The organism is Lacihabitans sp. LS3-19, from assembly GCF_024343575.1.
In the GTDB taxonomy this organism is placed as follows: Bacteria; Bacteroidota; Bacteroidia; order Cytophagales; family Spirosomataceae; genus Leadbetterella.
This window is the reverse complement of sequence record NZ_RJUA01000029.1, coordinates 1-13,042: the sequence shown is the minus strand read 5'-3', so window position 1 is coordinate 13,042 and position 13,042 is coordinate 1. Positions and strand designations below refer to the sequence as shown.

9 protein-coding genes are annotated in these 13,042 nt (G+C 35.3%); 6 read left to right on the top strand and 3 right to left on the bottom strand.

Annotation, left to right across the window (positions count from 1 at the left end; translation table 11 throughout):
* The 3 genes from EGI22_RS14875 to EGI22_RS14865 all read right to left on the bottom strand — a co-directional run.
* On the bottom strand, window positions 1–1,218 hold a 1,218-nt coding region (locus tag EGI22_RS14875; protein WP_255069258.1), incomplete at its 3' end, for a sensor histidine kinase.
* Window positions 1,219–1,221: 3 nt separating this feature from the next.
* Window positions 1,222–2,979: a histidine kinase gene (locus EGI22_RS14870; protein WP_255069257.1), complete on the bottom strand. Its 1,758-nt coding sequence runs from the start codon at window positions 2,977–2,979 to the stop codon at window positions 1,222–1,224.
* Window positions 2,980–3,064: 85 nt separating this feature from the next.
* Entirely contained in the window at window positions 3,065–4,900 is a 1,836-nt protein-coding gene (locus EGI22_RS14865; RefSeq protein WP_255069256.1) for a histidine kinase, read from the bottom strand.
* A 212-nt stretch (window positions 4,901–5,112) separates the two neighbouring features.
* On the opposite strand from EGI22_RS14865, the gene EGI22_RS14860 reads away from it, so the two are divergent.
* The 6 genes from EGI22_RS14860 to EGI22_RS14835 all read left to right on the top strand — a co-directional run bounded on the left by EGI22_RS14860 (window position 5,113) and on the right by EGI22_RS14835 (window position 12,869).
* Window positions 5,113–5,310, top strand: a complete 198-nt coding sequence (locus tag EGI22_RS14860) for a response regulator transcription factor (RefSeq protein ID WP_255069255.1) — start codon at window positions 5,113–5,115, stop codon at window positions 5,308–5,310.
* Between the two features lie 68 nt (window positions 5,311–5,378).
* Window positions 5,379–5,699, top strand: coding sequence for a LytTR family DNA-binding domain-containing protein (locus tag EGI22_RS14855; RefSeq protein WP_255069254.1), 321 nt, complete (start codon window positions 5,379–5,381; stop codon window positions 5,697–5,699).
* 18 nt (window positions 5,700–5,717) lie between these two features.
* The gene (locus EGI22_RS14850) at window positions 5,718–6,110 is read left to right on the top strand and encodes a hypothetical protein (protein ID WP_255069253.1); all 393 of its coding nucleotides are present in this window, start codon (window positions 5,718–5,720) and stop codon (window positions 6,108–6,110) included.
* Between the two features lie 20 nt (window positions 6,111–6,130).
* Complete coding sequence (locus tag EGI22_RS14845) at window positions 6,131–6,526, top strand: hypothetical protein (protein ID WP_255069252.1); 396 nt, start codon at window positions 6,131–6,133, stop codon at window positions 6,524–6,526.
* Between the two features lie 20 nt (window positions 6,527–6,546).
* Window positions 6,547–7,755 (top strand): nuclear transport factor 2 family protein, encoded by a 1,209-nt coding sequence (locus EGI22_RS14840; RefSeq protein ID WP_255069251.1) that lies wholly within the window; start codon window positions 6,547–6,549, stop codon window positions 7,753–7,755.
* Window positions 7,756–7,781: 26 nt separating this feature from the next.
* Window positions 7,782–12,869 carry a LamG-like jellyroll fold domain-containing protein gene (locus tag EGI22_RS14835; RefSeq protein WP_255069250.1) on the top strand — a complete coding sequence of 1,696 codons (5,088 nt, stop codon included), beginning with the start codon at window positions 7,782–7,784 and terminating at the stop codon, window positions 12,867–12,869.
* Window positions 12,870–13,042 lie beyond the last annotated feature (173 nt).

The following is a 13,042-nucleotide window of genomic DNA, read 5'->3' as shown; positions in this document are numbered from 1 at the left end:
ATTTTTGCTTATTTTTCGTACAAAACCTTGAAGAGTTGGTACAAGCCCTTGTTTCTCAAATTCTTCGGGCAAGAGATTATGCGACAACAAACGCACATCATTATAGGCTTTTTCGAGGTTTTCTCTGAGGTTTTGATGAATTTCCTTTTCTTCGGTATTCATCTTTGATTTGTCAATCATATCGACATTCAGCCAAAGAGCCGAAAGTGTTGAGCCGAGATTATCGTGCAAATCGGCAGCAACTCGTTGGCGTTCGATGGTTTGTCCTTTCAGAAGAGCGGCTTGTAGTTCGGCGTTTTGTTTTTGGAGAGTTTCCTGTTTTTCGAGAGAGAGTTGTTGGACTTCAATTAACTTTCTTTCTAAATTGATGCTATTATTACCAAATTCACGAGATATATAAATTAACATAGATATGGGTATTGACCAATTACAAGCCAGAAAAACTAAATCCTTTATGCTAAAGGATGAATTTATTTTCATATTCAAAAAGTAGCTTGTGCCAAACAATATTAAAACGGCAGAAAGAACCCAAAATACTATTAAGCCTGCAATCACAATTACGAAAGATTTATTACCACTTAGATAGGTGGTAATCGACAACCTTAGTACAAGAAACCTAGAAAAAACAAGTAGAAAAAAACCAAGAATTCCACCTAAATCAGCATTAATTATCTGAAAAAATATTACAATTACAGCGAAACCCAATATTAACCAAAAAAAAATATTTTTCCTTATATTGTTTAGGCTATGAATTGCAATAAAAAGAAATGTCGAAGAAATTGTTGTGAAAATTGTTGGAAGAGTATTCTGGTCTGCATTAGTAATATTAGGATCAATATTAAACAAGGAAAATGAATAAAAGCTACTTGAAATAACTGCTGAGATTGCAGCAATAAAAAAGAAAAAATTAGCTTTTTGTTTTTTATAAACTAAAAATAAACAAAAATGTATTATTGATAATACTAGAAAAAAACCTATATTTAAAATAGTCAACATTAAGGCTCCTTGACCAACATTTGAATCTTGTGTTGATTTGGAAAATTGATCATTTCTTTTCCTAAAGTTAGAATCAGGATTGACTACTTCAGATTTTTTTTCCCCACCTTTATCAAGCAAAATTCTTTGCTGCGATATGCTATCAATGCGAAAAACCTCATTTTGGGCATAAACGTCTAAATGATAGATAGTCAATAAACTAAATATCAGTAGTTTTTTCATAGCCTAAATTGGAATATTTATTTGTGAGTTTGTCCCTTCATTTTCTTTTGATACTAAGTCCCAAGTTCCATTCAACGACTCCACTCTTGCTTTTACATTTTTCATTCCTTTGCCATCGCTTTCATTGTCAAAAGTACCAATTCCATTGTCAGAAACTTTTAGTGAAATCTGCCTTTCAGTACGAGAAAGTTCAATTTTAGCTTCGGTGGCTTTTGAGTGTTTGACGATATTATTGACCAATTCGAGGCATATACTGTAAAGTTCAAACTCAATTTTATTATCAACTCGGCCAAAACCTTCATCAATTTGTAAATCGAAACGAATTTTTGAATTTTTGCTTATTTTTCGTACAAAACCTTGAAGAGTTGGTACAAGCCCTTGTTTCTCAAATTCTTCGGGCAAGAGATTATGCGACAACAAACGCACATCATTATAGGCTTTTTCGAGGTTTTCTCTGAGGTTTTGATGAATTTCCTTTTCTTCGGTATTCATCTTTGATTTGTCAATCGTATCAATACTCAGCCAAAGGGCTGAAAGTGTAGAGCCCAGATTATCGTGTAAGTCAAGAGCTACTCTTTGGCGTTCGATGGTTTGACCTTTGAGGAGGGCTTTGGAAATTTCAGAGTTTTTCTTTTTTAATCTGAAATTTGAATAAAAAGTAATTCCAATTACTGCTAGTAGTAGGGAAATAAGTATAATGCCAAAGTACTTTATTGTGGATTGCTTTTCGACGTCTTTCTTTAAATTTTCATTTTCTAAAGCTGTAATTTTTAATTTATTCTGTTCGGTTTGGTATTTGAGATTGAGTTCATTTATCTCCTCTTTTTGTATATTTTCAAAAAACTTTTGTTGTTTTATTTCGAACAAATTCAAATAATAATATGCTTCCTTAAAGTTATTTTGTTTAAAATAACTTTTATGTAGAAGTTCTAAATAACTAAGTTTATAAGTTTCAAAGTCATTTCTGTAGTCATATGCCTTCTCAAAAATAGCTATCATCTCTAATCCTTCTTTACATCGATTTATGGTGCTTTGGTACATATTATTTAAAAAATAGTACTCAGCAACTTTACTAATATATATATGATTAATATATGCCCGATATCCTGCTGCAATGCCGTATTTTTTGTCTTCTAAAATTGGGCTTATTTTTTGGTAATACTTCTGTGCAAGTTCCATTTCATTCAAACCTAAGTAGCAAGCGGCTAAGCTAGCATAGATCGTAGGCAGCATATATTGTATATCATTACTCAATTGCCTTTTCTCAGCAATTTTCAGGTATTCTATCGCTCTTGGATAATCTTTAAGCTCTAAGAATACTTCTCCCAAATAATCATAGGCACGAACGATATCAAGTTCAGAATCAGACAATAAAGCTAATTCAAGAGCTTTTTTATAATAGGGAAAAGCCTTATTTTTTTGATTCTTATCAGGTAATATGTAACCATAAATTGCTCCAATCTTCAAATAAGCATAAGAAGAATATGCATAATATTTCTTACTTTCTAGTTCCTTTGCAATACTTAATAAACTTTTGGAACCATTTATTTTATTTACGCCATTTATTAAATTGTCGGCCTCTCTGATACTATCTAGTAAATAGGCAATTCTGTTATTATTCCTTGAATAAAACTTTAACGAATCCCTCCATTTAGATACATTCTCGGATGGTATTTGAATAATTTGGTATAAAATTTCTATTATAACGCTATCTTTTTTAGCACTTGGTGGAAGTTTCTTTGCCTCCGCTAATTCATTCATAAATACTATTTGACCGAAGGAAAAATTCAAGTAGAAAATAGTAAATACTAAGGTAAAACATAGTTTTTTTTTCATCCTTGGCACATTAGAAGGAAATAAATATCTCATTTACAACACCCATATTTTCATTTCTTTTAACTTCCCAAACCCCATTCAATGACTCAACTCTTGCCTTCACATTTTTCATGCCTTTGCCATCACTGTCATTCTTAAAAGTGCCTATTCCGTTGTCAGATATTATCAAATATATTTCTTTTTCAGTACGGGAAAGCGTGATTTTTGCTTCGCTGGCTTTTGAGTGTTTGACGATATTATTGACCAATTCCAGGCAAATACTGTATAACTCAAACTCAATTTTATTTTCAATCCTGCCAAAATCTTCGTCAATTTTCAAGTCAAACTTTATTGCGGAGTTTTTATTCATTTTTCGAAAAAATCCTTGCAGGGTAGGCAAAAGTCCTAGTTTTTCGAACTCTTCCGGCAGTAAATTATGTGATAGCAAACGCACATCATTATAGGCTTTTTCGAGGTTTTCTCTCAGGTTTTGATGAATGGCTTTTTCTTCTGTATTCATTTTTGATTTGTCAATCGTATCAATACTCAACCAAAGTGCTGAGAGCGTACTACCCAAATTATCATGCAAATCAAGGGCAACTCGTTGGCGTTCGATGGTTTGACCTTTGAGAAGAGCTTGGGAGATTTCGGCGTTTTTCCCTAGGAGCTCTTCGTTGCGTTTTTTCAGTTTCTTATTAGTACGTATAACATAAATGGTTATTATTAAACCAACTGTACTCATTAAAAAGAAAAACCACCAAAGTTGATTTTGATTTTTGCTTTCTGTTTTTAATTTTTCTAATTCTGTTTTTTGAAGTTTTTCAGTTTGGTATTGTAAGGCTAATTGTGCTTTTATTCCCTCTTGCCCATTTTTAATTGATTCGGCATTTAAGGAGTCCTTATAAATACTACTCTGTTCCATAAAATATAACGCCCTTTTATGATTTTTAAGCCCCTTGTATATTTTATAACCGTTTTGGTTGTAACCATATATTTCGGCCATAGAATTGCCAGTGTTGCTAAACTGATATGATTTTAATTCCTCAAAATATCTTTTAGCTTTTTCATAATTTCCTTTCTTTTCTATAAAGTACTTTATTAAGTCATATCTTACTTGTTTATGCAAGCTGATATAGTCGCTAATATCTTTAGGCATTTCGCTTAGCGTACGATTTATAAATTCCATTCCTTCTTCTTCTTTATTGGAGTTTAAATAGCACATACCTAAATTCAAATCATTAAAAATTTTAGTGCGATTATCAATGTCTTTAAATTTATCAATTTCTTCAAAAATAGGAATTGCTAAATCTAGTCTTTCTCTAAAAATTAGAGTATTTCCTTTGTAATTAAGGGTGTAAAGAATCCACTTTTTACTCTTTATCTTTTTTGCAACAAGAATGGCTTTATCAATATATGAAAGTGCAGAAAGGCTATCTGTTTTGTGAGTGAGAGCCATCGATAACCTCATTAATGTATAAATTTGAGAGGGATAATCCCTCAATTTTTCCAACTCACGTTCCGCTTCTAAAAGTACTTTTACGCTTTCGACTGGCTTCTTATCAAAAATGCTGCTATTTCCATAATACATCTTATATCTAGCAATCCCCTTTTTCCAATTTATTCTATACGCTATTTCTTTGTATTCGTCATAATAAAGCTTGCCTTTATTTACCATTGGTGGTGTTTCAATGATAGAATCCAGACACATCAATTTTAATGTATCACGATGAAATGAAGAAGGTAGTTTGACTAAGGAATCATATTTATTTTTATATAGATTGTACTTCTTTATCTCAGCTGTTTGAGCACTAAGCTTAATTAAAGCCATAAGAATAGTTATTCCCGATAGAATAATTTTATTGTACATCTAAAGAAGATTTAAGGAATATTTACCACTTCAAATTTTTAACTGAAATCTCCACAAAAAACTACACATTTCAAAGTTTCGGCATAAATATCATGGTTTACCATGATATGAAAAATCATGGTTTACCATAATACAAAACCAAGGTAAACCATGAGTAATTTTAATAGGAGGATTGAAGAGCTTTGTGATATCAAAACTTAATAATTTTTAGGATGCTTAGTAATCGAGAAAAAGAAGTGTTGGGGTTAATAAGTGAAGAATTAACCACAAAAGAAATAGCATCCAAATTAGGATTAAGTATTTCAACCATTGAATCACATAGAAGAAATTTATTTCAAAAACTCAAAGCTAAATCATCGGTCGGATTAATAAAGGAAGCTATTAAAATCGGTTTGTTAACCGAGCTCTAAAACCACCACTATTGGTGGCTGCATCACTTTAGCATATTTCAGACCTTTGAACAATAAACGATTAAACTATGGACACAATATTTATAGGAAGCAGAAGCCATGTAAGGCCTGACAGCATCAAACTTTTAGTTTCTGATATCAATTACACTGTGGTTCATTTTCTAGATGGAACAAAAACATTGGTTTCTACCACCATGGGAACTATAGAAAGTCGCTTGCCCAAAGAAAACTTTGTGAGAATAAACCGGAGCACAGTAGTGAATCGCTCAGCCGTTTCCCACTATTTCATCCGCCCTGAATACGACGAAGTAAAACTCCAAGATGCCTCATTTGTAAAAGTGAGCAGAAGACGTAGAATGGAAACGCGTGAAATTTTGAATAGTAAATAAACCCTTAAATAATAAAATATGAAAACCTCTAACTACCTACTCTTTTTAGCCATTTATGGCGGCATTACGGGAATCCTGATGCTTTTTAATGCCACTGGCACTTTAAAAATGTATGGTGTAGTGCCGGCAGATCAATTTCATGTGGCGATATTTCAATATCTCGGCATTTCTAATTTCTGTTTGGCACTGCTAACCTTTTTATTCAGAAACGAAACGCAAGTCAAAAATATCAAAAACCTGCTATTAGTAACTATTATAGTGCATATATCCAGCACATTAAAAGGCTGTTACGATATATTTTTACAAGATATACCCGGCAATAACTTCTTTTGGACAGATGCTATTTTTAGGCTTGTGGTGGGTTTGGTGACGTTGGTGGTGTATTTCAATATATCTAAGAAAACAGATTAAAAATTCTAAACTGAAATATCATGAAAATTTCAAATTTTATTCTTTTAGTAAACATTTATGGCTTTTTTCTAGCAGGATCAATGTTGTTACTCCCATCGAATACTGTTGAATATTTTGGTGGAAATCCCGAAAATCTTCAAGAAACAGGCCTTATGCAATACCTCGGCGTGGCACATTTAGCATTCAATACTTTTGGCTTTTTGATACGTAAAACTTTAGAAAAAAACACCCTAAAAGCCTTTTTAACAGGTGTAATGATAGCCACATTTGGTGGATTAGCGGTGTCATTTTATAATGTTTTTGCAAAAAACCTTCCCATTCATTCATCAGCCATTATTGACTGGAGTATTTGGGCGATTTTAGGGATTGGAAGTATCTATTTTTTCCTCAACCTTTCTAAGAAAACCGCTAAATAATCATATTAAACTCAAAAATCATGAAAAAAATAATATACCTCTTTCAATTAGTCCCAAGTCTTATTTGGGCTCAAACTACGTTTACCGAAGCAGATTTTAATGCAATGAATGTCCGGTATCTTAAAAACCCAACTGCTTTCATACAAAATGAAGCTACCTCAAATTTTGTTTATAGAGGTACTGATGGTATCGCTTATGACAAAGCCGAAACGATTAAAGTTTATGAAATACTCACGGAGGTTTCAAGAGAATACAGCAACACTAAAATTCGCCAGGTGGGTGCAAATGCTGTACTTACCAGCCTCATAAAACATACTGTAATCATAAAGCCAACAGGTCAAAAAAGAATTGCTGATGAATTGCTCACAGCCACTTTTGTCCATGAGAAAAACAAATGGCTTTTACAATCTGCTACGCATTCTTTGCCATCCGGTGACTTGGTCGCTGACGAAGCCTCTGTAAAAAAAGTAATAGAAGGCCAAACAAAAGCTTCTTACGACAAAAATGCCGAAAAAGCCCTGTCTTACTGGGCCAATGTGCCTTATGCCAGCTATGTTTTGACATCCATGAACGCTAATTTGACGGGTTATGAGCAAATCAAAAATACCTATACGATGTTTATGAAAGCCAATCCCACACCAGATAATTCAAAAATAGAAACCAACTACACTAATATAAGGATTCAAGGAAATACGGCCTTTGTGAAGCATGAAGAGGTATTTACCAGCGACAAAGGCATCGTTACCAAACAAAACTGCTACCGTTATCTCGAAAAAATAAACATGGAGTGGAAGTTGGTGGGCTCGGTGGTTACACCTATGCCATCCGTAAAAACTGATGATGAAGTAGCCATCAAAAAAGTAATAGAAGACGAAACGCAAGCGTATTTAGATGGCGAAGGCAAGAAACTACTGAGCTATTGGGCTGATAAAAAGACCAATGAAAGTGCTAGTCAGTCCCTAATAACCTATTTAGGTCAACCCTACGCCAAAGGCGAAAGCATGGAAAAACTCCAAACCGTGGTATTGCCAAACCTCAAAAAACAAGACCTCAAAATAGAGCGTGAGGACTTCGAAATCAGAATCAATAAAGACATGGCCTGGGCCACCTATACCCAAAAAGCTATCGCCAACGGCACCGTGGCACAAACCATACGCGAGACCCGAAAACTGGAACGTATCAGCGGAGAGTGGAAGATTGTGTATGTGGGTGAGCAGGGGGTGAAATAATATAATTATTTAAATATTAGAATTTTATGAAAAGGTTTTTGCTTTTAATACTAGTCATTACCGGACTTGAAGGTTTTGCACAAACAACACCTATTTGCACCCCTACCACCACTCCCAATTGTATGATGGACCCCTTTGATCCTTTTGGTGGAGGAGGATTTTACCTTCAAAATTTCACTTTGAATGGTACTATGGCTAACTCAACTCCATTATGTAGTTCTTATAGCCTTGACAATTCCACATTTATAAATAGTAACCTTACAAAAGGAGAAACATACTCATTTAGTTTGACCAACGGTAGTCCATTTAATCCTTTTTACCCTCAAACTGCCATTTGGCTGGATATCAACGATGATGGAGATTTTGATGATCCAGGTGAAGAATTGTTTCAAGCAGATGAGTTTAACGATTTTCCATTTGTACCACAAATTACAATTCCTACAAACTGCGTTGGAGGATTAATTCACATGAGAGTCATGATTTGCAATGATTTCAATGCCACACTTACACCTTGTGGCACTTTTTCTTTTGCTGAAACTGAAGACTATGTAATCCAAATTGAAGAACCTAGTCCTTGTGCCCCAACTTTAAGCAGCAATTCGCCAGTGGAAGTTGGAGCAACTATTCAATTGAGCAGTTCCATGGCTGATACTTATTCATGGACAGGGCCAGAAGGTTTCAGCAGTTCACTTCAAGAACCTACTATTAGCAATGCAAGCACGTTAATGTCTGGAACTTATTCTTTGACAGTCACATCTGGTACTTGTACAACTACGGCTACAATTAATGTGACAGTAGCAAATATTTTGGTGGCAAACTATACTTTTTGTGGAAATGCAGATGATATCAGCACCAATGCAAATAATGGAACTGTAAATGGAGCAACTTTGACTACAGATAGACTCGGTAACCCAAATAGTGCGTATAATTTCAATGGAACAAGCGATTATATCAGTACAAATGCCCTGGCTACATCAAATTTAGACGACTGGTCTATGATGGCATGGGTAAAACCAAACTCACTTAACCAAAATATTGGATGTATACTAATGAATGGTTCTGATGATGGAAGCTCAGGTAATGGGTATTCTATGGTGATGTCTGATGGTGGTGGTGGGTCTGGTAATAATTTGGCAGGCTTATTTAGTGGGGTGTCCTTCTATAATTCCGGCGGGACTTTCAATACAGCCAATCAATGGTATCATGTGGCCATGGTGAGAAACAATGGGATTACTAAAACCTATATCAATGGGGTTCAAACCTCTCAAACTTCAAATGATAATCCTGCTACACCAAGCGGCACTTTAAGGATAGGAAGCATGAATGGAATCCGGTTTTGGGATGGGGCAATTGATGACATTAAGATCTATGAAATAGGTTTGAGCCAATCAGAAATTCTAAATATTTACAACTCAGAATTGATAGAATCAAATTGCAGCGGAACTTGTAATCCGGCTATTGGTAGTAACTCACCCATTACAATTGGAAGTGACATTCTTTTGACAAGCTCTTCGGCAGATTCCTATTCATGGACAGGCCCAAATTCATTCACAAGTACCGACCAAAACCCTGTTATTAGTAATGCGACTTTAGTAGAGGCTGGTACTTACACTTTGGTAATCACTTCGGGAACTTGTACTGCAACTGTGAACATTACGATTGTCGTAAACCCCGCGGCTGAACTGGTAGCCCAATACGACTTTTGTGGAGATGCCAATGATGCCACGAGTAATGCAAACAATGGAACTGTATATGGTGCTACAATGGGATTAGATCGGTTTGGAAATTTAAGTGCTTATAACTTTAATGGAACGAGTGATTATATTACCATACCCAGCACAGTAAATAATAATTTCGGAACAGATAATTTTTCAACGAGTATTTGGTTCAAGACAAATTCAAATACACCAGTGATGGCATTATATACAAAAACTGAGAATACTGGATTTCCTTTCGCCGGTACAAATGCCTATGTAAATGCAGATAATATCGGTAGTGTACGAGCCCGAACAGATTATTATAATGCCGTTGAAGCAACGGGTAGCTATAATGACGGTCAGTGGCATTTAATGAATTTTACTAGAAATGGGACTGTAAATAAAATATATGTTGATGGTGTTTTAAAAGACACTCAAACAAGTAGTAGTTTGATAGATGTTAGTCAAAACACCCCTCTTATTATAGGCAGAAATACAGGAAATGACTATTTTTTTGATGGTCAGTTAGATGATTTTAAACTATACAATGGCGTGCTTACTGTTGATGAAATTTTAGCAGAATTCAATAGTACCGCGGGGTGTCAAGCTTCAACTTGCAATCCTATAGTCTCTTCCAATTCTCCTATTTGTGCGGGACAGACCTTAACATTTCAAAGCTCTAACGCAAGCACATATTTGTGGGAAGGACCCGATGGTTTTATTAGCACAGCCCAAAATCCAAACCTAATCAATGTATCGCAAAATGCTGGTGGAATTTATACTTTAACAGTTACTATTGGTTCAAATTGCACTGCTACCACCACGATTGAGGTAATAGTATACAATCAAGCTCAATGCGAAGGCCTTATTGCCTGGTATAAACTTGATGGAGATGCTATCGATTACAGTGGCAATAATTTGCATGGTACAATTCATGGCTCGCTTAGTTCAACAACAGATATTAACGGCAATTCGGCGGGAGCATTACATTTTGACGGTAATATGGATAACTATATAAGTGTGAATGATAATGGACTTCTACATCCTGCCAATATAACAATTTCAGCTTGGGTAAAATTATCAGAAAATTATTTTCAAACAATCGCAAATAAGCCTCTTGGAGCTTATATTTCTAATAGTTGGGAGTTATTAGCAAATAATTATGAGCTATATGCAAGAATTGGCTTAGATAATGAATTCTTTGTGGACCAAATTTCAAACAGCCAATCAACTCAAAATAGATGGTCTAATGTAGTTCAAGTAATTGACAGAGACAATGACCTTTTTAAACTATATATCAACGGTGAGTTAATTGACTCGCATTCATTTACAGGTGAAATATTATACGACAATAATCCTTTGCTTTTAGGTATTGATATGGAATGGGGGTCCTTTGTCAATCCTCTAAATGGAGACTTAGACGATGTTAAAATATACGGTTCGGCAATGACCGATAACGAAGTCAAAGAACTCTATGAAAATAAGTGCGGAATAGATATTGCAAGCAATAACGTTAATTGTTCATTTGGTACATTGACTTTAATGAGTAATGCAGCTACTTCGTATGATTGGTCTGGGCCAAATGGATTTACAAGTTCAGTACAAAATCCAAGTATCGAAAATGTAACCACGAATGCCAGCGGCACTTATACTTTAACGGCAGTTTTGGGCACTTGTACTGCTAGTGCCACTTTACCAATTACAATTATTCAATCGCCTGATGCCCCTATTATTACAGGAAATACAGAAGTTTGTTATGGTGAAACTACATTACTTTCCGCCCAGTGTCCAACAAACACTACAACATTTTGGTATAACGAAAATGGCAATAGTCTGGGAAATGGACCCGATTTTATGACTTTTGAGATATACGAAAACGGTAGTACGATTAGTAATCTCTATGTTGCCTATTGTCACGATAATGTGACAGGATGCCGAAGTGAAGGCACAAATATTGAGATTACTTTAAAGTCTTCTCCGCCAATAATTACCATAAATTCAAACTTCTTTTGTAAAGGTGAAACTGCAAACTTAAGTAGCACCGCTGCCGACACTTACTCATGGACAGGGCCTAATGGATTTTCAAGCAATCTTCAAGAACCAGCTATTGTAGATATTACCACCGCCGCTGAGGGAATTTATACATTAACCGTCACGGATTTAGGTTGTACGCTTACGGCAACTACTCAAATTTATGTAAGAGAATTAATCATAAATAGCAATTCTCCGCTGGCTGAAGGAAGTAATTTACATCTTATTTCGGGACTAAATTTCAATGATATAACCATTTACGACTATTCGTGGGCTGGGCCAAATGGATTTACGTCCGATTTGCCTTATCCGGTTTTAGAAAATGTTCTGGCCAGTCAAAGTGGAACTTATACATTGACAGCCACAACAAATATTTGTGTTACCACTGCGATGATAAACATTAATATAAATCCTTTGGCAACAATAAGTAACAATACACCTATTTGTGCGGGAGATGAATTGAATTTTACGGTTTTACCTGACAATAACATCTCAGGAACGGCTGGGGTTTTTGACATAAATTCATTGCAGTATATCGAATCATCCAACAATAATTTCCCATCAGATAATTTCACTATTGAAATGTGGATTAAAACCACCCAATCGGACGGCGGACTGTTTTATAATGGAGATGTTAACCTTAGTAATTATGCAGATAAACATATTTTTATTGAAGATGGTTATTTGAAAACCAGAATCCTTCCTTTTGCAGAGCCAGGGTTGAATTCCGGCGTTTTGGTAAATGATAATAATTGGCATCATGTTGCTGTAACTCAAAAATCTGAAAATAACGAAGGAACAAAAATCTTTGTGGATGGCACATTGGCAATTCAATCACCCAATTCAAACACTTGCATAAATGCACCCAACATTTATATCGGCGTAGAGCGAAATTTATCCTGGTCTGATGGAAATTATATAAGGTATTATGATGGATTAATGGATAATGTTAAAATTTGGAATGTAGCCAAAAGTGCAGTAGAAATCCAAAATGGTATGTACGCAGAAGTTTCAAATGCCCCTGATTTAGTTTATATTCAAAAATTCAATAACTCAATTAATGAATTTAAAGGAGGAGCACCAAATGGAATTGCTTACTCAAATGCAAATATTCCATATCCATTTACTTACTCGTGGGCTGGACCAAATGGATTTACATCGTCGGCACAAAATCCGTCAATCACTGACACCGAGGCAAACCAAAGTGGAATTTATACCTTAACCGTAGAAGCTGGAGGGAATCAATCTGTTCTAACCACCTCAGTAACAATCAATCCGTTGCCTACGGTCGTCATTGGTAGCAACAGCCCAATCTGCGAAGGAGCAACCTTAAACTTGACAGCCTCAGGCGGCACAAGTTATGCCTGGACGGGTCCTGGTGCTTAGTTAAATAGCTTTGTTTCCACTGACCAAAATCCAAGTATTACTTCGGCCACAGTCGCCATGTCAGGAAACTACGTGGTCACTGTTACAGATGCCAATTTGTGCGTGAGCTCTGCGGAAGTGGCTGTCGTAGTTAATCCATTGCCAACTGTCATCATTGGAAGCAATAGCCCGAT

Bases quoted from the DNA above. Each gene is read 5' to 3' on its own strand.
- EGI22_RS14835 (WP_255069250.1), top strand. From the start codon at position 7,782: ATGAAAAGGTTTTTGCTTTTAATACTAGTCATTACCGGACTTGAAGGT.
- EGI22_RS14865 (WP_255069256.1), bottom strand. From the start codon at position 4,900: ATGTACAATAAAATTATTCTATCGGGAATAACTATTCTTATGGCTTTA.
- EGI22_RS14845 (WP_255069252.1), top strand. From the start codon at position 6,131: ATGAAAATTTCAAATTTTATTCTTTTAGTAAACATTTATGGCTTTTTT.
- EGI22_RS14855 (WP_255069254.1), top strand. From the start codon at position 5,379: ATGGACACAATATTTATAGGAAGCAGAAGCCATGTAAGGCCTGACAGC.
- EGI22_RS14850 (WP_255069253.1), top strand. From the start codon at position 5,718: ATGAAAACCTCTAACTACCTACTCTTTTTAGCCATTTATGGCGGCATT.
- EGI22_RS14870 (WP_255069257.1), bottom strand. From the start codon at position 2,979: ATGAATGAATTAGCGGAGGCAAAGAAACTTCCACCAAGTGCTAAAAAA.
- EGI22_RS14860 (WP_255069255.1), top strand. From the start codon at position 5,113: ATGCTTAGTAATCGAGAAAAAGAAGTGTTGGGGTTAATAAGTGAAGAA.
- EGI22_RS14840 (WP_255069251.1), top strand. From the start codon at position 6,547: ATGAAAAAAATAATATACCTCTTTCAATTAGTCCCAAGTCTTATTTGG.